Origin of the sequence: Streptomyces sp. CB01249 (assembly GCF_001905735.1) — a bacterium.
GTDB lineage: Bacteria > Actinomycetota > Actinomycetes > Streptomycetales > Streptomycetaceae > Streptomyces.
Genome location: NZ_LISW01000001.1, coordinates 269,879 through 292,600 on the forward strand (window position 1 = coordinate 269,879; position 22,722 = coordinate 292,600).

The 22,722-nt window shown below is 73.3% G+C and carries 19 protein-coding genes; 9 read left to right on the top strand and 10 right to left on the bottom strand.

The window, feature by feature from the left end:
- The 5 genes from AMK18_RS01090 (at window position 1) to AMK18_RS01110 (ending at window position 8,057) form a co-directional block, all read left to right on the top strand.
- On the top strand, window positions 1-1,482 hold the full coding sequence (locus tag AMK18_RS01090; protein ID WP_073861287.1) for a 3' terminal RNA ribose 2'-O-methyltransferase Hen1: 1,482 nt from the start codon (window positions 1-3) through the stop codon (window positions 1,480-1,482).
- Complete coding sequence (locus AMK18_RS01095; protein WP_073861288.1) at window positions 1,479-4,046, top strand: polynucleotide kinase-phosphatase; 2,568 nt, start codon at window positions 1,479-1,481, stop codon at window positions 4,044-4,046. Before AMK18_RS01090 ends, AMK18_RS01095 begins: the two co-directional genes overlap by 4 nt.
- 66 nt (window positions 4,047-4,112) lie before the next feature.
- Window positions 4,113-5,345 (top strand): arginine deiminase, encoded by a 1,233-nt coding sequence (locus AMK18_RS01100; protein WP_073861289.1) that lies wholly within the window; start codon window positions 4,113-4,115, stop codon window positions 5,343-5,345.
- Window positions 5,346-5,457: 112 nt separating this feature from the next.
- Complete coding sequence (argF, locus tag AMK18_RS01105) at window positions 5,458-6,462, top strand: ornithine carbamoyltransferase (RefSeq protein ID WP_073861290.1); 1,005 nt, start codon at window positions 5,458-5,460, stop codon at window positions 6,460-6,462.
- Window positions 6,463-6,638: 176 nt separating this feature from the next.
- Window positions 6,639-8,057: an amino acid permease gene (locus AMK18_RS01110; protein ID WP_073861291.1), complete on the top strand. Its 1,419-nt coding sequence runs from the start codon at window positions 6,639-6,641 to the stop codon at window positions 8,055-8,057.
- Here AMK18_RS01110 and AMK18_RS01115 read toward each other — a convergent pair.
- Window positions 8,054-8,473 carry an ATP-binding protein gene (locus AMK18_RS01115; RefSeq protein WP_073861292.1) on the bottom strand — a complete coding sequence of 140 codons (420 nt, stop codon included), beginning with the start codon at window positions 8,471-8,473 and terminating at the stop codon, window positions 8,054-8,056. The genes AMK18_RS01110 and AMK18_RS01115 overlap by 4 nt on opposite strands.
- A gap of 239 nt (window positions 8,474-8,712) precedes the next feature.
- On the opposite strand from AMK18_RS01115, the gene AMK18_RS01120 reads away from it, so the two are divergent.
- Window positions 8,713-9,540 (top strand): enoyl-CoA hydratase family protein, encoded by an 828-nt coding sequence (locus AMK18_RS01120; RefSeq protein ID WP_073861293.1) that lies wholly within the window; start codon window positions 8,713-8,715, stop codon window positions 9,538-9,540.
- Window positions 9,537-11,816, top strand: coding sequence for a bifunctional salicylyl-CoA 5-hydroxylase/oxidoreductase (locus AMK18_RS01125; RefSeq protein ID WP_073861294.1), 2,280 nt, complete (start codon window positions 9,537-9,539; stop codon window positions 11,814-11,816). The genes AMK18_RS01120 and AMK18_RS01125 overlap by 4 nt, the downstream gene beginning before the upstream one ends.
- Here the strand turns inward: AMK18_RS01125 and AMK18_RS01130 are convergent.
- The 4 genes from AMK18_RS01130 to AMK18_RS01145 are packed head-to-tail and all read right to left on the bottom strand — an operon-like array spanning window position 11,803 to window position 15,578.
- Entirely contained in the window at window positions 11,803-12,246 is a 444-nt protein-coding gene (locus tag AMK18_RS01130) for a hypothetical protein (RefSeq protein WP_073861295.1), read from the bottom strand. The genes AMK18_RS01125 and AMK18_RS01130 overlap by 14 nt on opposite strands.
- The gene (locus AMK18_RS01135; RefSeq protein ID WP_073861296.1) at window positions 12,239-13,063 is read right to left on the bottom strand and encodes a GNAT family N-acetyltransferase; all 825 of its coding nucleotides are present in this window, start codon (window positions 13,061-13,063) and stop codon (window positions 12,239-12,241) included. The genes AMK18_RS01130 and AMK18_RS01135 overlap by 8 nt, the downstream gene beginning before the upstream one ends.
- A 39-nt stretch (window positions 13,064-13,102) precedes the next feature.
- Window positions 13,103-13,921 carry a PaaX family transcriptional regulator gene (locus AMK18_RS01140; protein ID WP_026171879.1) on the bottom strand — a complete coding sequence of 273 codons (819 nt, stop codon included), beginning with the start codon at window positions 13,919-13,921 and terminating at the stop codon, window positions 13,103-13,105.
- Between the two features lie 4 nt (window positions 13,922-13,925).
- Entirely contained in the window at window positions 13,926-15,578 is a 1,653-nt protein-coding gene (locus tag AMK18_RS01145; RefSeq protein WP_107422319.1) for an AMP-binding protein, read from the bottom strand.
- Between the two features lie 129 nt (window positions 15,579-15,707).
- Between AMK18_RS01145 and AMK18_RS01150 the strand changes: the two genes are divergently transcribed.
- Both AMK18_RS01150 and AMK18_RS01155 read left to right on the top strand, forming a co-directional pair.
- Window positions 15,708-16,835: an acyl-CoA dehydrogenase family protein gene (locus tag AMK18_RS01150; RefSeq protein WP_073861297.1), complete on the top strand. Its 1,128-nt coding sequence runs from the start codon at window positions 15,708-15,710 to the stop codon at window positions 16,833-16,835.
- Window positions 16,832-17,233: a RidA family protein gene (locus AMK18_RS01155; RefSeq protein ID WP_073861298.1), complete on the top strand. Its 402-nt coding sequence runs from the start codon at window positions 16,832-16,834 to the stop codon at window positions 17,231-17,233. The genes AMK18_RS01150 and AMK18_RS01155 overlap by 4 nt, the downstream gene beginning before the upstream one ends.
- 89 nt (window positions 17,234-17,322) lie before the next feature.
- Here AMK18_RS01155 and AMK18_RS01160 read toward each other — a convergent pair whose 3' ends face one another.
- The 5 genes from AMK18_RS01160 to AMK18_RS01180 are packed head-to-tail and all read right to left on the bottom strand — an operon-like array spanning window position 17,323 to window position 22,658.
- Window positions 17,323-18,456, bottom strand: coding sequence for an FAD-dependent monooxygenase (locus AMK18_RS01160; protein ID WP_073861299.1), 1,134 nt, complete (start codon window positions 18,454-18,456; stop codon window positions 17,323-17,325).
- 40 nt (window positions 18,457-18,496) lie between these two features.
- Window positions 18,497-19,066: a GTP-binding protein gene (locus tag AMK18_RS01165; RefSeq protein ID WP_073861300.1), complete on the bottom strand. Its 570-nt coding sequence runs from the start codon at window positions 19,064-19,066 to the stop codon at window positions 18,497-18,499.
- A 6-nt stretch (window positions 19,067-19,072) separates the two neighbouring features.
- A complete protein-coding gene (locus AMK18_RS01170; protein ID WP_018105798.1) occupies window positions 19,073-19,495 on the bottom strand; it encodes a DUF742 domain-containing protein in 423 nt (140 codons plus the stop codon).
- A complete protein-coding gene (locus AMK18_RS01175; protein WP_018105797.1) occupies window positions 19,492-19,929 on the bottom strand; it encodes a roadblock/LC7 domain-containing protein in 438 nt (145 codons plus the stop codon). Before AMK18_RS01175 ends, AMK18_RS01170 begins: the two co-directional genes overlap by 4 nt.
- Window positions 19,926-22,658: a nitrate- and nitrite sensing domain-containing protein gene (locus AMK18_RS01180; protein ID WP_073861301.1), complete on the bottom strand. Its 2,733-nt coding sequence runs from the start codon at window positions 22,656-22,658 to the stop codon at window positions 19,926-19,928. Before AMK18_RS01180 ends, AMK18_RS01175 begins: the two co-directional genes overlap by 4 nt.
- Window positions 22,659-22,722: the final 64 nt, after the last annotated feature.

Below are 22,722 nucleotides of genomic sequence, written 5' to 3' on the forward strand. Positions count from 1 at the left end.
GTGTTCTTGACGATCAGTACCACCGGCTCCCCGGAACGTCCCGCCACCGACCTCGGGTTTCTGCTGCACAAGCATCCCGATCGGGCGCAGGCGTTCTCCACCTCCCATGGCACCGCGCACGTCTTCTATCCCGAGGCGTCCGCGGAGCGGTGCACGGCTGCTCTGCTGCTGGAGGCCGATCCCATCGCGCTGGTGCGCAAGGGGAAGGGCAAGGGCCGGGGTGGGGCACCCGACGCCGCGCTCGCGCAGTACGTCAACGACCGCCCCTACGCGGCATCCTCGCTGCTGTCCGTCGCGATGAGCACCGTCTTCAAGTCCGCGCTGAGCGGTGCCTGCAAGGCGATGCCCGAGCGGGCGGCGGCCCCCATGGAGCTGCGGATCGAAGTGCCCGCCCTGCCGGCCCGTGGTGGTGCCGAGCTGGTGCGCAAGCTCTTCGGTCCGCTCGGATGGACGCGGGTGGAGGCGGAGGCCGTACCGCTGGACGAGACGTTCCCGGAGTGGGGCGACTCACGGTACGTACGGCTGGTGCTCGAAGGCGAGCTGCGGCTCGCCGACGCGCTGCGCCAGCTGTACGTACTGCTGCCGGTGCTCGATGACGCCAAGCACTACTGGGTGGCGCCCGACGAGGTGGACAAGCTGCTGCGCGCGGGCGAGGGGTGGCTGGCGGAGCACCCCGAGCACAAGCTCATCACCAGCCGGTATCTGGCGCGGCGCTGGGGGCTCACCCGGCAGGCGATGGAGCGGCTGGAGCTGGTGCGGCTCGCGGAGGCGGACGACCTCGACGTCGAGAGCGTCGACAACGCCGTGGACGAGGGCTCCGACACCGAGGAGCGGCCGGTGCCGCTGGCCGTGCACCGCCGTGACGCGATCCTCGCCGCGCTCACCGCTGCCGGGGCCGCCCGCGTGCTCGACCTGGGCTGCGGACAGGGACAGTTGGTGCAGGCGCTGCTGAAGGACCCGCGCTTCACGGAGATCGTCGGCCTCGACGTGTCCATGCGCGCCCTGACGATCGCCTCGCGCCGGCTGAAGCTGGACCGGATGGGGGAGCGGCAGGCCGCCCGCGTGACACTGCGCCAGGGCTCCCTGACCTACACGGACAAGCGGCTCCAGGGATACGACGCGGCGGTGCTCAGCGAGGTCATCGAGCACCTGGACCCGGAGCGGCTGCCCGCGCTGGAGTTCGCCGTGTTCGGCTCCGCGCGCCCCCGCACGGTGCTCGTCACCACCCCCAACGTCGAGTACAACGTCCGCTGGGAGACCCTTCCGGCCGGGCACACCCGCCACGGTGACCACCGCTTCGAGTGGACCAGGGCCGAATTCCGGGCCTGGGCCGAGGCGGTGGCCGCACGGCACGGGTACGGCGTCGCGTACGTGCCCATCGGCCCGGACGACCCCGAGGTCGGCCCGCCCACCCAGATGGCCGTGTTCACGACGGGCACCGCCACCACCGACGAGACCGAGAAGGAGGCGAAAGCCGCATGACCACCGAAGACACGGGGCACGCCCCGCACCGCACCCTCCCCGTCACCGACCTCTCCCTCGTCGTGCTCATCGGCGCCAGCGGGTCCGGCAAGTCCACCTTCGCCCGGCGGCACTTCAAGCCGACCGAGGTCATCTCCTCGGACTTCTGCCGCGGCCTCGTCGCCGACGACGAGAACGACCAGAGCGCCAGCAAGGACGCCTTCGACGTCCTGCACTACATCGCGGGCAAGCGCCTCGCCGCCGGCCGGCTGACCGTCGTGGACGCCACGAACGTGCAGCCGGAGGCCCGGCGCCAGCTCGTCCGCGTGGCCCGGGAGCACGACGTGCTGCCCATCGCCATCGTGCTCGACCTGCCCGAAGAGGTCTGCCTCGCCCGCAACGCGGCCCGCCCGGACCGCGCCGACATGCCCCGCCACGTCATCCAGCGCCACCGCCGCGAGCTGCGCCGCTCCCTGCGCGGCCTGGAGCGCGAGGGCTTCCGCAAGGTGCACATCCTGCGCTCCGAGGACGAGGTCGAGCAGGCCGAAGTCGTCCTGGAGCGCCGCTACAACGACCTGCGCCACCTCACCGGACCGTTCGACATCATCGGGGACATCCACGGCTGCCGCTCCGAACTGGACACCCTCCTCGGCAAGCTGGGTTACGTGGACGGCGCCCACCCCGAGGGCCGCACCGCGGTCTTCGTCGGCGACCTGGTCGACCGCGGCCCCGACAGCCCCGGCGTCCTGCGCCGCGTGATGTCGATGGTGGCCGATGGGAACGCGCTGTGCGTCCCCGGCAACCACGAGAACAAGCTCGGCCGCTACCTCAAGGGCCGCAAGGTCCAGCTCACCCACGGCCTCGCCGAGACCGTCGAGCAGCTGGAACGGGAAGACGCGAAGGACCCCGACTTCCGCAAGCAGGTCGGCGCGTTCATCGACGGGCTCGTCAGCCATTACGTGCTGGACGGCGGACGCCTCGTCGTCTGTCACGCCGGGCTGCCCGAGAAGTACCACGGCCGCACCTCCGGCCGGGTCCGCTCGCACGCGCTGTACGGGGAGACCACCGGCGAGACCGACGAGTTCGGGCTGCCCGTGCGCTACCCGTGGGCCGAGGACTACCGGGGCAGCGTCGCCGTGGTCTACGGCCACACGCCCGTGCCCAACACCTCGTGGATCAACAACACCATCTGCCTGGACACCGGTGCCGTCTTCGGCGGGAAGATGACCGCGCTGCGCTGGCCGGAGCGCGAGCTCGTCGACGTACCGGCGGAGCAGGTCTGGTACGAGCCCGTGAAGCCGCTGGAGACGGAGGCGCCCGGGGGCCGGGAGGGCCGGCCGCTGGACCTGGCCGACGTGCAGGGCCGCCGGATCGTGGAGACCCGGCACATGGGCCGCCTCGCCGTCCGCGAGGAGAACGCGGCCGCCGCCCTGGAGGTCATGAGCCGGTTCGCGGTCGACCCCCGGCTGCTGCCCTACCTGCCGCCGACCATGGCGCCCACCGCCACCTCACGCGAGGACGGCTACCTGGAGCACCCGGCCGAGGCGTTCGGCGAGTACCGGGCGGCCGGCGTGGCCAGGGTCGTGTGCGAGGAGAAGCACATGGGCTCCCGCGCCGTGGCCCTGGTCTGCAAGGACGCCGCCGCGGCCCGGGAGCGCTTCGGCACCGCGGACGGCGGGCCCACCGGCGCGCTGTACACCCGCACCGGGCGCCCGTTCCTGGACGACTCCGCGCTCACGGAGACCGTGCTCGGGCGGCTGCGCGCGGCCGTGACCGCGGCCGGACTGTGGGAGGAGTGGGGCACCGACTGGGTGCTGCTCGACGCCGAGCTGATGCCCTGGTCCCTGAAGGCGCGCGGCTTGCTCCGCTCGCAGTACGCGGCCGTGGGCGCCGCGTCCGGCGCGGTGTTCCCCGCCGCCACCGGAGCCCTCGCGGCGGCCGCCGCGCGCGGCGTCGACGTGGGCGCGCTCGCGGACCGGCAGCGCGAGCGGGCCGGGGACGCGGCCGCGTTCACGGCGGCGTACCGGCGCTACTGCTGGGGCACCGACGGGCTGGACGGCGTGCGCCTCGCGCCGTTCCAGATCCTCGCCGTACAGGGCCGCTCCCTCGCCTCCGTACCGCACGACGAACAGCTGGCCTGGCTGGACCGGCTGGTCGAGCACGACCCCACCGGGCTGCTCCAGGTCACCCGGCGGCTCGTCGTGGACACCGCCGACGAGGCGTCCGTCCGCGCGGGCACCGACTGGTGGCTGGAGATGACCGGCCGGGGCGGCGAGGGCATGGTCGTCAAGCCGCTCGGCGCGCTCGTCCGGGACGGCAAGGGCCGCCTGGTGCAGCCCGGGATCAAGGTGCGCGGCCGGGAGTACCTGCGGATCATCTACGGCCCCGAGTACACCCGCCCGGACAACCTGGACCGGCTGCGCGGCCGCTTCCTCGGCCACAAGCGCTCGCTGGCCCTGCGCGAGTACGCCCTCGGCCTGGAGGCCCTGGACCGGCTCGCGGACGGGGAGCCGCTGTGGCGGGTCCATGAAGCGGTCTTCGCCGTCCTGGCGTTGGAGTCGGAGCCGGTCGACCCCCGGCTCTGAGCACACCGGGAGAACAAGCGGGCGATTCGCCGGGTGAACGGCGCGCCGCGCGGTGAGGATGTGGGCATGGGATTCCATGTCGACTCCGAGGCCGGGCGGCTGCGCCGCGTCATCCTGCACCGCCCCGATCTGGAACTGAAACGGCTCACGCCGAGCAACAAGGACGCGCTCCTCTTCGACGACGTGCTCTGGGTCCGCCGGGCCCGCCAGGAGCACGACGGGTTCGCGGACGTGCTGCGCGACCGGGGCGTCGAGGTGCACCTCTTCGGCGACCTGCTCCGCGAGGCGCTGGAGATCCCGGTCGCCCGGCGCCTCGTGCTGGACCGGGTCTTCGCCGAGAAGGAGTACGGCCCGCTCGCCACCGAGCATCTGCGCGCCGCCTTCGAGGAGTTGACCGCCGCCGAGCTGTGCGAGGCGCTGGTCGGCGGGATGACCAAGCGGGAGTTCCTGGACCGGCACAAGGAGCCGGTCTCGGTGCGCTTCCACGTCATGGACCTGGACGACTTCCTGCTCGGGCCGCTCCCCAACCACCTCTTCACCCGGGACACCTCGGCCTGGATCTACGACGGCGTGTCCATCAACGCCATGCGCTGGCCCGCCCGGCAGCGCGAGACGGTCCACTTCGAGGCGATCTACCGGCACCACCCGCTGTTCACCGGCCCGGAGGCGGGCGCCTTCCACCACTGGTCCGAGGGGCAGGACGACTACCCCTCCACCATCGAGGGCGGCGACGTCCTCGTCATCGGCAACGGCGCCGTGCTCATCGGGATGAGCGAGCGCACCACCCCGCAGGCCGTCGAGATGCTGGCCCGGGGGCTCTTCGACGCGGGCTCGGCCCGGACCATCGTGGCGCTGGACATGCCCAAGAGCCGGGCCTTCATGCACCTGGACACCGTGATGACCATGGTCGACGGGGACACCTTCACCAAGTACGCGGGCCTCGGCATGCTCCGCTCGTACACGATCGAACCCGGCGACGGGCCGCGCGACCTCAAGGTCACCGACCACCCGCCCGAGCAGATGCACACCGCCATCGCCGAAGCGCTCGGACTCGGCTCGATCCGGGTGCTCACCGCGACCCAGGACGTGCACGCGGCCGAGCGGGAGCAGTGGGACGACGGCTGCAACGTGCTCGCCGTCGAACCCGGCGTCGTCGTCGCGTACGAGCGCAACGCCACCACCAACACGCATCTGCGCCGCCAGGGCATCGAGGTCATCGAGATCCGGGGCAGCGAGCTGGGCCGGGGCCGGGGCGGTCCGCGCTGCATGAGCTGCCCGGTCGTGCGGGACCCGGTGTGACGGGCGGCGGGGGATCCGTACCGCGAGACGGCTCTGTATAGCGATGCATTGCGTCGTATAGGGTTCCAGCGTTACGGTATGCGTCCCCCCGTCCGACCCAGGAGCAGTCACCATGGCCATAGACCTCGCAGGCCGCCACTTCCTCAAGGAGCTGGACTTCACGGCCGCGGAGTTCCGCGGCCTGATCGAGCTGGCCGCCGAGCTCAAGGCCGCCAAGAAGTCGGGCACGGAGGCGCGGCGGCTGCGCGGCCGGAACATCGCGCTGATCTTCGAGAAGACGTCGACCCGCACCCGGTGCGCGTTCGAGGTCGCCGCCGCCGACCAGGGTGCCTCGACCACGTATCTCGACCCCTCCGGCTCCCAGATGGGGCACAAGGAGTCGGTCAGGGACACCGCGCGCGTCCTCGGCCGGATGTTCGACGGGATCGAGTACCGGGGCGACAGTCAGGCGGCCGTCGAGGAGCTGGCCGCGTACGCCGGGGTGCCGGTCTTCAACGGGCTGACCGACGACTGGCACCCGACCCAGATGCTCGCCGACGTGCTGACGATGACCGAGCACAGCGCCAAGCCGCTGGAGGAGATCGCGTTCGCCTACCTCGGCGACGCCCGCTTCAACATGGGCAACTCCTACCTGGTCACCGGCGCCCTGCTCGGCATGGACGTGCGCATCGTCGCGCCCAAGGCGTACTGGCCCGCCGAGACGGTCGTCGCCGAGGCCCGCGCGCTCGCCGAGAAGTCCGGCGCGCGGGTCACGCTCACCGAGGACGTGGCCGAGGGGGTGCGCGGCGCGGACTTCGTCGCCACCGACGTCTGGGTCTCGATGGGGGAGCCCAAGGAGGTCTGGGACGCCCGTATCGCCGCCCTCCTGCCGTACGCCGTCACGATGGACGTCCTGCGGGCGACCGGGAACGCCGGGGTGAAGTTCATGCACTGCCTGCCCGCGTACCACGACCTCGGCACCGGGGTGGCGCGCGAGATCCACGAGCGGCACGGGCTGAGCGAGCTGGAGGTCAGCGACGAGGTGTTCGAGTCGGAGCACTCCGTCGTCTTCGACGAGGCGGAGAACCGCATGCACACGATCAAGGCCGTCCTCGTGGCGACGATGGCCGGTCGGTAGCCCGGCGGCCCGCATGTTCATACATCCAATTGGGTGAATATGCGGACAGGTGTCTATGATGGTGCCGATTGGTGGGGTTCGAGCTCGCACGCTCGAACCCCCTTTTCGTGCGCGCGACGGCCCCCACCGCCGGTCCGCGCCTCCCCCCACGCGTACCACCGAAATGAGACACCGCCGTGAGCCCCCTGCGCCTCCCCGGCCCCCCGCACCGCGTCAAGGATCCGCACCGGCTGATCGCCGAATCGGGCGCCGACCTGGAGGGCCACGGCCTCAAGCGCACCATGGGCCTGTTCCAGCTGGTGTGCTTCGGGGTCGGCGCGGTCGTCGGCACCGGCATCTTCGTGGGCCTGTCCGACAGCGTGGCCGAGGCCGGGCCCGCCGTCGTGGTCTCCTTCGTCCTCGCGGCCGTCACCTGCGTCTTCACGGCGTTCTCGTTCGCCGAGCTGGGCAGCGCGATCCCCGTCTCCGGCAGCTCGTACTCCTTCGCCTACGCCACGCTCGGCGAACGCCTCGCCTTCCTCGTCGGCTGGTGCCTGCTCCTGGAGTACGGCGTGTCGGTCTCCGCCGTCGCGGTCGGGTGGAGCCAGTACGTCAACGAACTCCTCGACAGCCTCTTCGGGCACCAGCTGCCCGCCGCGCTCTCCGCCGGACCGGCCGACGGCGGCGTGATCAACCTGCCCGCCGTGATCGTGGTCATGATGGCCGCGACGCTGCTGGTGCGCGGGGTACGCGAGAGCGCGACCGCCACCGCCGCGATGGCCGTCCTCAAGCTGGTCGTGCTGGCCCTGTTCTGCGTCATCGCGTTCACCGCGTTCGAACGCGGCAACCTCGCCCCGTTCGCCGCCCACGGCGCGGGCGGGGTCACGGCGGGCGCCTCGCTGGCGTTCTTCTCGTACATCGGCTTCGACGCGATCACCACGGCGGGCGAGGAGGTCAGGAACCCCCGGCGCAACATCCCGCTCGCGATCATGATCTGCATCGGCCTGGTCACGCTGCTCTACTGCGCGGTCGCCCTCGCCGCGATCGGCGCGCTCGGCCCGGACGCCGTCTCCGACAAGCCCGCCGCGCTCTCGCTGATCGTGGACCAGGTCACCGGCTCGTCCGTGGGCGGCGGCGTCATCGCCTTCGGCGCGGTCGTCGCCATCGCCTCGGTGGTCCTCGCGGTGATGTACGGGCAGACCCGCATCCTGATGTCGATGTCCCGCGACGGCCTGGTCCCGAGGGTCTTCGAGCGGGTCTCGCCGCGCACCGCGACCCCGGTCGCCAACACCTGGATCGTCGCCGTCGTCTTCGCGGTCCCGGCGGCCTTCTCCTCGCTCGGCATGGTGGTGAACCTGACCACCATCGGCACGCTCGCCACCATGGTCGCCGTCAACGCCGCCGTCCTCGTGCTGCGCCGCCGCAACCCCGAGGTACGCGGCTCCTTCCGGGTCCCGTTCTACCCGCTGAGCCCGCTCATCGGCATCGGCTTCTGCGTCTACCTGATGTACGGCACCGGCTGGACGACCTGGGTCCAGTTCGCGGTGTTCCTCGCGGTCGGCGCCCTCGTGTACGCGGTCTACGGGCACCGCCGCTCGCGGCTGGCGAACGCCTAGAGCGGCGGCAGCCGGAACCAGACCGCTTTGCCGCGCTCGGTCGGGCGGTGACCGCAGGACGAGCTGAGCGTGCGGATCAGCAGCAGCCCCCGGCCGTGCTCCTGCCACGGGTCCGGTACGTCGTCGGGCTCCGGGCGGGACAGGTCGCCGGGCGGGGCCGGGTCGCCGTCGTGCACCTCCACCTGGCAGCCCGCCGGAAGCAGCTCGACCACCAGCTCTATGGGGTCGTCGCCCGGGGTGTGCTCCACCGCGTTCGCGACCAGCTCGGCGGTGAGCAGTTCGGCGGTGTCGCTGTCGGCGGGCGCGTCGATGTCCGTCAGCACCGACCGGATCAGCGCGCGGGCGATCGGCACGGCGGCCGTGGAGTGCGGCAGGGTGATGCGCCAGGAGGGGGGTGGCGGTCCGTCGGGGGGCACGAGGTTTCCGTTCGGGTGAGCGCGGGGGTCCTGGGCTCAGACGTTTCCGCGCTCAAGACGTGTCGGGTTCAACCTTACGAAGTGGCGCGACGCGGACAAGGGCCTGCGGTCCGGGAGCTTGGGGACATTCGTCACGGGACCACCGCACGCACCGATGTATCGCGTACTCGTGACGGCAGTCACGTAACGGTGATAAATTCGGGGTCAGCAGCAGCGACGGCCGAAGGGGATACCCCGTCATGAGCCCGTTCACCGGCTCCGCACCGCGTACGCAGCACTGGCGCCATCTGCGGGTCACCGTCGAGGAGGGCGTCGCCACCGTCACCCTCGCCCGGCCCGACAAGCTCAACGCCCTGACCTTCGGCGCCTACGCCGACCTCCGCGACCTGCTGGCCGAGCTGGCCCGGGAGCGCTCCGTGCGGGCCCTGGTGCTGGCCGGCGAGGGGCGCGGCTTCTGCTCCGGCGGCGACGTGGACGAGATCATCGGCGCCACCCTCGCGATGGACACGGCCCGGCTCCTCGACTTCAACCGGATGACCGGCCAGGTCGTCCGCGCCGTCCGCGAGTGCCCCTTCCCCGTCGTCGCCTCGGTGCACGGGGTGGCCGCCGGGGCCGGCGCCGTCCTCGCCCTCGCCGCCGACTTCCGCGTCGCCGACCCCACCGCCCGGTTCGCCTTCCTCTTCACCCGGGTCGGGCTCTCCGGCGGCGACATGGGCGCGGCCTATCTGCTGCCCCGCGTCGTCGGCCTCGGTCACGCCACCCGCCTCCTGATGCTCGGCGAACCGGTCCGCGCCCCCGAGGCGGAGCGGATCGGACTGATCAGCGAGCTCACCGACGAGGGCGACGCCGACAAGGCCGCCGCCGCGCTCGCCCGCCGCCTCGCGGACGGGCCCGCGCTCGCCCTCGCCCAGACCAAGGCGCTGCTCACCGCCGAGCTGGACATGCCGCTGGCCGCCGCCGTCGAGATGGACGCCGCGACCCAGGCCCTCCTGATGCACGGCGAGGACTACGCCGAGTTCCACGCCGCGTTCACCGGGAAGCGGCCGCCCGCCTGGCGGGGCAAATGACCGGCCCGCAGCGGATCGCGGTCATCGGCGGCGGCCCCGGCGGGCTCTACGCGGCGGCGCTGCTCAAGCGCCTCGGCCCGGCCCGCGACATCACCCTCTGGGAGCGCAACGCCCCCGACGACACCTTCGGCTTCGGCGTCGTCCTCTCCGACGAGACCCTGGGCGGCATCGAACACGCCGACCCGGTCGTGCACCGCGCCCTCCAGCGCGAGTTCGTCCGCTGGGACGACATCGACATCGTGCACCGGGGCCACACCCAGACCTCCGGCGGCCACGGCTTCGCCGCCCTCGGCCGCCGCCGGCTCCTGGAGATCCTGCACGAACGCTGCGCCGGACTCGGCGTCGACCTCCGCTTCCGTACGCAGGCCCCGCCCGCCGCCGAACTCGCCGCCACGCACGACCTGGTCATTGCTGCCGACGGCGTGCACAGCGCCACCCGCGACGCCCACGAGGACAGCTTCCGGCCCCGGATCACCGGACACCGCTGCCGCTACATCTGGCTCGCCGCCGACTTTGCCCTGGACGCCTTCCGCTTCGAGATCGCGGAGACCGCCTACGGCGTGATGCAGCTGCACGCCTACCCCTTCTCGCAGCACGCGTCCACGGTCATCGTGGAGATGCGCGAGGAGGTCTGGCGGGCGGCCGGCTTCGACGTACCCGACCCGGCCGAGTCGGTCGGCCAGTGCGCCAAGATCTTCGCGAACGCGCTCGGCCACCGTCCGCTGCGCTCCAACAACTCCGCCTGGCTCACCTTCCGTACCGTCGTCAACGACCACTGGTCGCACGGGAACACCGTCCTCATCGGGGACGCCGCGCACACCGCGCACTTCTCCATCGGCTCCGGCACCAAGCTCGCCGTGGAGGACGCCCTCGCGCTCGCCGCCTGCGTCGAGGAGCAGCCCTCGCTGCCCGCCGCGCTCGCCGCGTACGAGAGCGAGCGGCGGCCCGTCGTGGAGTCGACGCAGCGCGCGGCGGCGGCCAGCCTGCGCTGGTTCGAGGAGCTGGGCACGTACGTGGACCAGCCGCCCCGGCAGTTCGCGTTCAACCTCCTGACCCGCAGCCGCCGCGTCACCCACGACAACCTCCGGCTGCGCGATCCGGCGTTCACGGCCGGGGTGGAGGAGGAGTTCGGCTGCCCGCCGGGCACCCCGCCGATGTTCACCCCGCTGCGGCTGCGCGGCCTGGAACTGCGCAACCGCGTCGTCGTCTCACCGATGGACATGTACTCGGCCACCGACGGCGTCCCCGGCGACTTCCACCTCGTCCACCTCGGCGCCAGGGCGCTCGGCGGCGCCGGGCTCGTCATGACGGAGATGGTCTGCGTCAGCCCCGAGGGCCGCATCACTCCCGGCTGCACCGGCCTCTACACCGACGAACAGGCCGCCGCCTGGACCCGGGTCACCGACTTCGTGCACACCGCGTCCCCCGGCACCGCGATCGGCGTCCAGCTCGGCCACTCGGGCCGCAAGGGCTCCACCAGGCTCATGTGGGAGGGCATCGACCAGCCCCTCGACCACGGCAACTGGCCGGTGACCGCCGCCTCGCCGCTGCCGTACGCGCCCGCGGTCAGCCAGGTCCCGCACGCCCTGGACCGGGCCGGTCTGGACGAGGTCCGGGAGCAGTTCGCCGCCGCCGCCCGGCGCGCCAACGCCTGCGGGTTCGACCTCCTCGAACTGCACTGCGCCCACGGCTATCTGCTCTCCGGCTTCCTCTCGCCGCTCACCAACCGGCGCACCGACGCCTACGGCGGACCGCTCGCCCACCGCCTCCGCTTCCCGCTGGAGGTCTTCGACGCGGTCCGGGAGCTGTGGCCCGACGACCGGCCGATGACCGTCCGGATCTCCGCCACCGACTGGGCGGAGGGCGGCACCACCGCCGAGGACGCCGTGGAGATCGCGCGCGCGTTCGTCGCGCACGGGGCCGACGCCATCGACGTCTCCACCGGCCAGGTGGTGCCCGGCGAGCGGCCCGAGTACGGGCGGTCGTACCAGACCCCGTACGCGGACCGCATCCGGAACACCCTGTGCGTGCCGGTGATCGCGGTCGGCGCGATCTCCTCCTGGGACGACGTCAACTCACTGCTCCTCGCGGGCCGCGCCGACCTCTGCGCCCTGGCCCGCCCCCACCTCTACGACCCGCACTGGACGCTCCACGCGGCCGCCGAGCAGGGCTACACCGGCCCGGGCGCCCCCTGGCCCCTCCCGTACCGCGCGGGCAGCCGCACCCCGCCGACCGGCCGCACCGACGCCCCGAAGCCGCGCCTCAGCCTGGGCTGATCTCCGGGGCGACCGGCAGGCACTCGTGGCACAGGCACGGGTCCGGATGCGGGGCCGCGTGGTGGGTGTTCCGGCCCAGCCGCGCGATCCGCTCCAGGAACTCCGCCCACTCTACCGCCTCCTCCCTCGACCACACGAGCCGGTCCTCGCAGCGCCGGAGCACGGCGGGGGAGTACACCAACTGCGCCCGAAAGGTGTGCAGATGGCGGGTACCGGTGTCGATGGTGATCCAGTGACCGGTGTGACGGCCGTGGCCGATCGCCGTCAGCTGCTCGCTGCCCATGCCGGGGTAGGTGTCGACCACATGGACCTTCGCGCCCGCCCGGAACGCCTTGGTGCCGGAGCGGAACTCCTGGCCCAGCTCCCCGTACCGCCGCCACCGCACGACGTTCGCCGCGACCAGCCAGCGCGGCTCGGGCGCCTCAGCCATGGTCCGGCTCCGCGCCGACCACCAGCCGGTCCGCGACCGGCCGGAAGCCGATGCGCCGGTACACGCCGTTGCTCGTCGGGTTCGCCGGGTCCGCGAACAGCAGGACGTGCTCCGCGCCCCCGTCCAGCGCGGTCCGGGCGACCTGGGCGGTGACGGCGGCGGCGTAGCCCCGGCCCCGGTGCTCCGGCGGGGTGTAGACGGCGACGACGCGGACCGCTCCGGCGACGCGCGGCGAGACCACCGCCATCGAGACCAGGGCGCCGCCGTCCTCCCAGAGCGTCAGCCCGTCCCCGCTCAGCCGCCGGTCCGCCGCCTGTGCCCCCGTGTCCGGGCGCCCCAGATCCGCCGCGAAGCCCCGGTGCCAGCGCGCCAGCAGCGCCCGGTCGCCGGGGCGCGCGGACCTCGCCCGGCCCGGGGGTGCCGGGCACGGCGGGACCAGCCCGTCCAGCCGGTACAGCCGGCGCTCCTCGTCCACCCGGTACCCCGGCCAGTGCGCGGCCACCGCGAGGGCCGTCGCCCGGTCGGCGTTGGCCGAGGTCAGCGGGCGGGCGGTCAGCAGCGCGGCGACCGCGTCGGGGCCGAGCCCGTCGAGGAGCGGCGGCCGGGGCGGGGTCTGCACCAGGGTGCCCGCCACCTCCCCGTCCGGTCCGCGCCACCAGCCCAGCACCGGGGCCGGTGCGCCGTCTCCGCCGGGGACGCGGCCGCGCAGGGCGGCGGTGACGGTGAGCGGCACGGTGCGCTCGGCCGGGCGGGCGGCGAGCCAGGCGCCGGCCGCGTCGAGGAAGACTCCGGGGTCATCGGTGAAGGTCCAGCTCATGGACCCGCATTCTGCCGCGCCCGTCCCGGCCAGGCAGCGCTATTTCCGGTGCGCGAACTCCGCCCCCGCGTCCCGCAACCGCTCGTGCAGCGCCCGGAACACCTCGGCCGACCTGGCCCCCGGCCACGCGTCGGGCAGCAGCTCCCCGGGCAGCCCCGGGTCGGCGTAGGGCACCCGGCGCCAGGAGTCCAGGGCGGTGAGGTAGTCCCGGTAGGCCGCCTCCGGGTCCACCGCCGCGTCCCCACGCGCCTCCCAGGCCCTGAGCACCGGTTCGTGGCGTTCCAGGAAGCCGTGGTGGAGCCGGGCCACCGCGTCCAGGTCCCACCAGCGGGCCACGGCGTCCCGGGTCGCGGAGAAGCCCAGGTGCTCGCCCCGGAACAGATCGACGTACGGGGCGAGTTCCAGCCGTTCCAGGGTGTGCCGGGTCTCGTCGTACAGCCCCGCCGGGGCGATCCAGACACCGGGGGCCGCGGTGCCGAAGCCGAGCCGGGACAGCCGCGAGCGCAGCAGGTGCCGCTTGTGGCGCTCCGCCTCGGGCACCGAGAACACCGCCAGCACCCAGCCGTCCGCCAGCGGCGGGTCCGGGTGGCGGTAGATGCGCCGGTCGCCGTCGTCCAGGAGCTGGCGGGCGTCCGCCGACAGCGCGTATCCGGCCGCCCCGTCCGCCGTGCGCTCGGCGACGAGCAGCCCGCGCCGCTTCAGCCGGGAGACGGACGAGCGTACGGCGGGCGCGTCCACGCCGACGGCGCCGAGCAGCCGGACCAGACCGGCGACCGGCATCGGCCCGTCGCCGGGGGTGCGGCCGTACGCCCCGTACAGGGTGACGATCAGTGAACGGGGGGTGTGCGGTTCGACCATGTGATCATTCTCGGCCCGAGCCGGGCCCGTCCGCACCGGGTTCGCCCGCGCGGAGCCTGAACCGTTGCAGTTTCCCCGTGGCCGTACGGGGCAGAGCCGGCAGGAACGTGAAGCGGCGGGGGCACTTGTGCGGGGCCAGCTCCGCCCGCATGAACGTGCGCAACTGGTCCGCCGTCAGCTCCGCGCCCTCCCGCTCCACCACGTACGCCGCCACGATCCGGCCGCGCAGCTCGTCCGCCTGCCCGACCACCGCCGCCTCCGCCACATCGGGGTGGCGCAGCAGGGCCTCCTCGACCTCGGGGCCCGCGATGTTGTACCCGGAGGAGATGATCATGTCGTCGGCGCGGGCCACGTACCGGAAGTAGCCGTCCGCGTCGCGCACATAGGTGTCGCCGGTGATGTTCCAGCCGTGCCGTACGTAGTCGCGCTGCCGCTCGTCCGCGAGGTAGCGGCAGCCGACCGGGCCGCGCACGGCCAGCAGGCCCGGCTCCCCGTCCGGCACGGGAGCCCCGTCGGCGTCCACCACCCGGGCCTGCCAGCCGGGGACCGGGACGCCCGTGGTGCCGGGGCGGATCGCGTCGTCGGCGGCCGAGACGAAGATGTGCAGCAGCTCGGTGGCGCCGATGCCGTTGATGATCCGCAGCCCGGTCCGCTCGTGCCAGGCGTGCCAGGTCGCCTCCGGCAGGTTCTCGCCCGCCGAGACACAGCGCCGCAGCGCCGACAGGTCGTGCCCGTCGAGCTGGTCCAGCATCACCCGGTACGCGGTCGGCGCGGTGAACAGCACCGAGACGCGGTGCTCCGCCAGGGCGGGCAGCAGCTGCTTCGGGCCCGCCTGTTCGAGCAGCAGCGCCGACGCGCCCACCCTCAGCGGAAAGACCACCAGGCCCCCGAGCCCGAAGGTGAAACCGAGCGGCGGACTGCCCGCGAACACGTCGTCGGGCCCGGGCCGCAGCACGTGCCGCGAGAAGGTGTCGGCGATGGCCAGCACATCGCGGTGCAGATGCATGCAGCCCTTGGGGCGGCCCGTGGTCCCCGAGGTGAACGCGATCAGCGCCACGTCGTCCGACGCGGTGTCCACCGCCGGGTACGGGCCCGGCCGGGCTTCCGCCAGCCGCAGCAGGTCGTCCGGTGCCTCACCCCCGTACGCCGTGATCCGCAGCCCGGGCACCTCCGCCTGCGCCAGGTCCTCGACCGACCGCGCGTCGCACAGGGCGTGGCTCACCCGGGCGATCGAGCAGATCGTCGCCAGCTCGGACGCCCGCTGCTGCGCCAGTACGGTGACGGCGACCGCGCCCGCCTTGAGCACCGCCAGCCAGCAGGCGGCGAGGTGGGGCGTGGTGGGGCCGCGCAGCAGGACGCGGTTGCCGGGGACGACCCCGAGGTCCGAGGTGAGGACATGGGCGATCCGGTCGACGAGCCCGCGCAGCTCCCCGTAACTCAGCACCCCGCCGTCCGGCGTGCGGAAGGCGGGGCGGTCCGGGCCGAGGCGGTCGGCCGTGCGGTCCAGGAGCTCGGCGGCGCAGTTGAGCCGGTCCGGGTACCGCAGCTCGGGCAGCTCGAAGAGCAGCTCCGGCCATTGCTCCACGGGGGGCAGATGCTCCCTGGCGAAGCCGTCGATGTGCGCTGAGGTTTTCGGGTCCATGGTGTTCGGGTCCATGAAGGATCGCCCCCTTGTCGCCCTTGGAGCGTATCGTTTGGGTGACGGTAGTCAACGGTCCGCGATAAAGATGCTCAAGTGCCATCGATTTGAAAATCTTTGATCAGATTCGACCAGAGAGGCGCCGGTATGACGGCATTCTCGCTCGATCCGGCACAGACCGCCTGGTGCGAGGAGCTGCGCACCCTGGCCCGTGACCGGCTCGCCCCGCTCGCCGCCGAGGGCGCGCCGGGGCACGTCAACCGCCCGCTGCTCGCCGCCCTCGGCGAGCTGGGCCTCCTCGACCGGCTGTTCGGCTCGGGCGCCCTGGACCTCTGCCTGCTGCGCGAATCGCTCGCCCGGGGCTGCACCGAGGCGGAGACGGCCCTCGCGCTCCAGGGCCTCGGCGCCTTCCCCGTGCTCCGGTCCGGCACCCCCGCCCAGCGCGAGCGCTGGCTCCCCGGGGTCCGCGCCGGCCGCCACGTCGCCGCGTTCGCGCTCAGCGAGCCGGGCGCGGGCTCCGACGCGGGGGCCCTCGCGCTCGACGCCGCCCCGGACTCCGGCGGCTGGCGGCTGACCGGCGAGAAGTGCTGGATCTCCAACGCGCCGGAGGCCGACTTCTACACGGTCTTCGCCCGCACGACCCCCGGCGCCCGGGCCCGTGGCGTCACCGCCTTCCTGGTCCCCGCCGACCGCGCCGGACTGACCGGCACCGCCCTGGACATGCTCTCCCCGCACCCGATCGGGGCCCTCGCCTTCGACGGGGTCCGGGTCACCCCCGACGACCTGCTCGGCGAGCCGGACCGGGGCTTCGCGGTCGCCATGGACACCCTGAACCTCTTCCGCCCCAGCGTCGGCGCCTTCGCCCTCGGCATGGCCCGCGCCGCCCTCGACGCCACCGTGGAGCACACCGCGACCCGGACCGCCTTCGGCGCGCCACTCTCCGCCCTCCAGGCCGTGTCGCACCAGGTCGCCGAGATGGCCACCCGCACCGAGGCCGCCCGGCTGCTGGTCTACGCGGCCGCCGCCGCCCACGACGCGGGGGAGCCCGGGGTGCCGCGCCGGGCCGCGATGGCGAAGCTGTACGCCACGGAGACCGCGCAGTTCGTCGTGGACACCGCCGTCCAGCTGCACGGCGCCCGCGCCCTGCGCCGCGGCCATCTGCTCGAACACCTCTACCGGGAGGTCCGCGCCCCGCGCATCTACGAGGGCGCCAGCGAGGTCCAGCGCACGATCATCGCCAAGGAGCTGTACGCGAACCGGGAGCCGACCGCATGAGCCCTATCCACCGCATCAACCCGCACGAACTCTCGCCCGCCTCCGGCTTCTCTCACGCGGTCACCGCGACCGGCGGCCGGCTCGTCTTCCTGGCCGGGCAGACCGCCCTGGACCAGCACGGCGAGGTCGTGGGCGACACCCTGCCCGAGCAGTTCGCGACCGCCCTCGGCAACCTCCTCACCGCCCTGCGCGCGGCGGGCGGCTCCCCGGCGGACCTGGCCCGGGTCACGGTGTACGCCACCGATGTCGCCGACTACCGGGCCCACGCCCCGGAACTGGGCCGGATCTGGCGCCGGATGGCGAGCCGCGACTACCCGGCCATGGCGGTCATCGGGGCTGCCCGCCTCTGGGACGAACAGGCCCTGGTCGAGATCGACGGCATCGCGGTCCTGCCCTGAACAACGAACGCGCCTGCCCTCGAACGCCGAACGCCCCCGCCGATCCCGGAATCCGGGCCCGGCGGGGGCGTCACGCGCAACGCCTCACCTCAGTACGGCTGCACCAGCACATGGGCCGCGCCCGGGATGCCGATCTTCAGCAGCTCGTCCTCCTCCGGCGTGGTCTCGCCGCCCGTCTCCTGCTTCAGCACCGCGCGGGACATCGCCTGCACCCACATGGCGCGCGGGCGGCGCCGGGCCTCCCACACGTCCAGGGCCGCGTCGACGTCCGCCTCGGCGTCCAGCGACTCGGCGAGCACCAGCGCGTCCTCCACGGCCATCGCCGCGCCCTGCGCGATGTGCGGGGTGCTCGCGTGCGCCGCGTCGCCGGCCAGGACCACCCGGCCCACGTGCCACGGCTCCTCGACCGTCACCTGGGAGATCCGCGAGTAGACGACCGCTTCCGGCCCGGTGACCTCGGCCAGCGCCTCGGCGACCGGGCCCGAGAACATCGCCAGCCGCTCCTTCAGCTGCTCGTGCGCCTTCGCCGGGTCCGGCCGGAAGTCCTCGGCCTCCGCGAAGACCGAGCCCAGGTACATCAGCTCATCGGTGATCGGAGTGAGCAGCGCCTTCGCGGCCTGGCCCGCGGTGCCCATCACGACACCCCGCACCTGCTCCTGGCGGGGCATGGTGACGCGCCAGTTGGCGAAGCCGGTGTACTCGGGGGCGTAGCGGTCCCCGTACAGCCGGGTGCGCAGCGGCGAGCCGATGCCGTCGAAGCCGACGACCAGGTCCCAGCGCCCGGACGAGCCGTCGGACAGGGTGACGTCCACGCCGCTGCCGTCGTCGGCGAGCTCGGTGATGGTCGCGCCGAACCGGATCTTCGCCCCGGCCGAGGTGGCCGCCGCGCTGAGCACCCGGGCGAGCGCGGGGCGGGGGATGCCGTTGTTGGAGGGGGCGTCGCCCATGCGCGGCTGCGGTATCTCGGCCAGGGTGTTGCCGGCCGGGTCTGCGATGGTCAGCACCTCCCACTCGAAGCCCGCCGCCAGGCAGTCCTCCAGCACCCCGATCTCCCGCATCACGTGCAGGGCGTTCGACGGCTGGATGATGCCGACGCCGAGGGCGTCGAGCTCGTCGCGGAGCTCGGCCACCTCGACGGTGTGGCCCCGCCGGGCCAGGGCGGTGGCGAGCGTCAGCCCGCCGATGCCGCCGCCGTGGATCAGGACGCGCAGAGGTGTTGCCATGTCGGATCTCTCCAGAGCGAGGAAGTAAAGGGGGAAAGGGTCAGCCGACCGCGACGGGCAGGCTCATCAGGTGGTCCACGAGGGCCAGCAGCACGTCCCGGCCGAAGGGCCGCTCGCGTACGTCGCCGACCAGCAGCGGCACGTGCGGGTCCAGGTCCAGGGCGGCCCGGATCTCGTCCGTGGTGCGGGTGTTGTGCCCGTAGAAGCAGTTGATCGCGACGACGAACGGGATGTCCCGGCTCTCGAAGAAGTCGATCGAGGCGAAGCTGCTCTCGAGGCGCCGGGTGTCGGCGATCACGACCCCGCCCAGGGCCCCGTTGACGAGGTCGTTCCACATGAACCAGAAGCGCTCCTGGCCCGGGGTGCCGAACAGGTAGACGACGAGGTCCTGGCTGACCGTGATCCGGCCGAAGTCCAGGGCCACGGTCGTCGTGTCCTTCTGTCCGACGCCGGCCAGGTCGTCCACGCCGATGCTGGCCGTGGTCAGCAGCTCCTCGGTGCGCAGCGGGGCGACCTCGCTGACGGCTCCCACGAGGGTGGTCTTGCCGACGCCGAAACCGCCGGCTATCAGGATCTTGACGGCGGCGGGCGCCGCCTGACTGATGGTCATCTTGGGTCAGAGTCTCCGGAGTCCGTCGCGAACAGCGGCCAGTACGCCCATGTCGGCGCCGCCGGACGCCCGGGCCACCGAGAGCGGGGCCCGGGCGGTCAGGAGGCCGGTGGCGACCAGGTCGGCCAGAAGGATCTTGGTCACCGAGACCGGCAGGTCGAGGTCCGAGGCGACCTCGGCGACTGCCGCGGGCCGGCGGCAGCGCTCCAGGATCAGCCGGTGTTCCGGCTGGAGCCGGCCCGGGCGGGCCGCCGCGCCGTGCTCGTCCCGCGGATCGTGCGCGGTCGTGAGCACGGTGATGAGGGTGAGGTCGTCCCGGTCGGGAGCCGTCCGGCCGCGGGTGATGGTGTACGGGCGCACCATCGTTCCCGCGGCGTCCTCGCCGTCGTCCTCGAATTCCCCCTGCCCGTACGGCCAGTGGCCGGTCACGCCCGCGGCCTGTCCCCGGCGCCGAATGCGTCGAAGTCGTCCCGCGCCGGGGTGCTGAGCTTCTGGCCGACCTGGAGGACGAGGTTGTGCATGGCGAGCGACATGATCTCGGCGTCCACCTCCTGGGAGGCGATGACGGCCAGGTGGGTGCCCTGGCCCGCCGAGATGATGAAGAGCCAGAGGTCCGCCAGCTCCACGATCACCTGGTGGACGCCGCCGCCGTTGAAGAGCTGGCCCACCCCCCGGGCCAGGCTCTGCTGGCCGGTGCAGATCGCGGCAAGCCGCTCGGCGTCGGGCCGCTCGATGGTGCGCGAGTGGCTCACCACCAGCCCGTCGTCCGAGAGCAGGACGGCGTTGATGGTCTCGGCCACCGAGTCGACCAGACCGTCGAGGAGCCAGTCGAGGTCCTGGCGGGTGGCGGTAGTGCGTGTCATGTCCGTTCTTCTCTCGTGAGGTCGGGCCGCGTCGGCGGCTCGTCGGTGGCGCGGGCGGCACGGGAGCGGCGCTGGAATGCTCCGATGGCCGCACCCGCGCGGTGCGGGGCGGTCCGGGGCGGCGGGTCCTCGGCCCTGACCTCCGGCCGGGCCGCGGCGGCCGGCGCGGCCGGGTCGACCCGCAGCTCGTCGGCGAGGCTGGCCTGGCGCACCCGGCGCGGCAACGGTGGCTCCCCGAGGGGCTCCCCGAACGGCGCGCCCGGAAGACCCGGCCCCGGCCCCGGCGCGGGCTGCGGAGGCGGCGCGGGCTGCATGGCCTGGGCGGGCGGCCCGGCATGCGTGACCGGCCCGCTGTGTACGGCCGGTCCGGCGTGTGCGGCCGGTTCCGGCTGCGGGGGCAGGGACACCGGGAAGCCGTCCGCGTCCAGCTCGCCCGTCAGATACGTGTCCGGGTAGGGCTGCTGGGGAGCGCCGTACGGCTCCGAGGGCTCCGGATACGCCTGGTGCGCGACCGGGTACTGCCCCTCGGCGGTCATGTAGGGCTGCCCGGCGTCCGCGTACCCGCCGTGATGCGCCGCCTCGTCCTGCCGGGCGGCGGTGCCCCCGAACACGTCGTCCCGCTGCCCGTACGCGTGCCCGTCCGCGTCGGCGTACGGGGCCTCGGGCTCGGGTGCGGGCGGGGCCGGTGCGTGCAGGGAGGTGACCCCGGCGAGGGCCCTGCCCCGGCCCCGGCTGGGCAGCGCGTCGCTGTCCCGGAGCGGGGCGGGAGCCTGGGCGGGCTCCTCCGGCTCCGGCGCGGGAACGGCCACCGGACCGGCGTGCGGACCTGGGACGGTGAGCGCGTCCGGGACCAGCACGACGACGCGGGTGCCGCCGAACGCCGACTGGCGGAACTCCACCCGCAGCCCGTGCTGGTGGGCGAGGCGCGCGATCACGTACAGGCCGAGGCGGATGTCGTCGGCGTGGGCCAGCACGTCCATCCGGGGCGGCCGGCTCATCAGCTCGTTGGCCGCCGCGAGCTGGTCCTCCTCCATGCCGAGCCCGCGGTCCTCGACCTCGATGGCCAGGCCGCGGCTCACCTGGGCGGCCCTGACCTCGACGGGGCTGGGCGGCCGGGAGAAGGTGAGGGCGTTCTCGATGAGCTCCGCCAGCACATGGGAGACCGGGCCCACGGCCCGCGCCGCGAGCCACGGCGAGCCGTCCAGGTCCAGCACCACGCGCTGGTAGTCCTGCACCTCGCCCTGGGCGGAGCGCATGACGTCCAGCAGCGGTACGGGCTTGCGCCAGCGCCGGTGCGGGGAGCCGCCCGCGAGGATCACCAGGTTCTCCTCGTACCGCCTCAGGCGTGCGGTGAGGTGGTCGAGGTCGAAGAGGCCGTCGAGCACCTCGGGGTCCTCGTGCTTGCGCTCCAGCTCGTCCAGCTTCTTCAGCTGCTGGCCGATGAGCTGCTGGGTGCGGCGGGCGATGCGCTGGAGCAGCCGCTCGAAGCCCCGGTGCTGGTCGGCCTGGTCGACGGCGGCGCGCAGGGCGCTGGTGCGGGCCAGGTCGAGCGCGTGGCCGAGCTGGGACAGCTCGTCCTTCGCACCGGGATCGCCGCCGTCCCCGATCGCCCGGGCCTCGGCCTCGACGTCGATGCGCTCGCCCCTGCCGAGCCGTTCGACCACCTCGGGCAGCGCCTTCTCCAGCTCCTCGGCCCGCTCCTGCAGCCGGCTGATCCGGCGGCGCAGGTTGCGGGAGAGCCGCCAGGTGAACCAGATGACCGCGACGACGGCGGCGAGGCCGACGACCGTGGTCAGGACGACCTTGATCAGGAGGGAGATGACACTGTCCTTGCCCTCCGCGACCACCTCGTCGGTGCGGGCCTCCATCAGCTCGACCAGCTGGGGCGTGAGCTCGTCCATCGCGCCGCGCCAGTCCGCCTCCTTCGCACCGAGGGGGACGGCGCCGGAGGAGCCCGGGCCGGCCGCGCGCAGCACCTGGGTCTCCACCCGGGTCTTGGCCTTCCAGGCCGTACTGCCGAAGACCTGCTGCCACTTGGCCTTCTCGGCCGCCGGGAGATAGGGGACGACCTTGGACGTGTACTGGAACGACTGGGCGGAGACGGCCTGCCGGACCTCCTGGAGGTCCGCGGCGCTCAGCTCGCCCTTCTTCCAGCCCCGCGCGAGCAGGGCGTCCGAACGGGAGATCATCTCCTTGGCCCAGAACATGTCCACCAACGGCTGCGAGATGGTGGTCATCCGGCCGTTGTCGACATGGCTGAGGGACGTGAAGAGCCTCAGGTCGACGGCGATCAGGTCCGTGTAGTAGAGGTACACGGCCTTCTGCTGGTCGTTGTCGCCCTCGTCCACGAGCGCGCGCTGCGCCGGGAGTTGGGTGATCGCCGTACGGGCCTCGCCGACCGCGTCGCGTACCTCGCCGGGGGCGTCGTCGGTGTCGGTGTCGGACAGCGACTGGAAGCTGGTGATCGCCTTGTCGGTCAGCTTGCGCTGCTCGCGCAGGGCGTCGGCGGCGCCTCCCTTGCGGGCCAGCACCTCGGCGCTGAGCCGCCGCTCCTCCTGGAGGTTGTAGTACACGATGTTGGACGGCTGGCCGGCCTTCTGGGCCAACTGCCCTTGGGCCGCTTGCTTCTGGAAGTCGAGCAGAGTCTGACCACTGGTGACGGCCCAGAGGGCGGCCAGGGCAACACCGGGGACGACGGCCAGTACGAGCAGGGCCGTCCGCAGCGCCATTGTGGTCGAGCTGCTCCGCCGTGACGCGCGCGTGCGCAGGGCATGCTCCTTGACGTGGTACCGA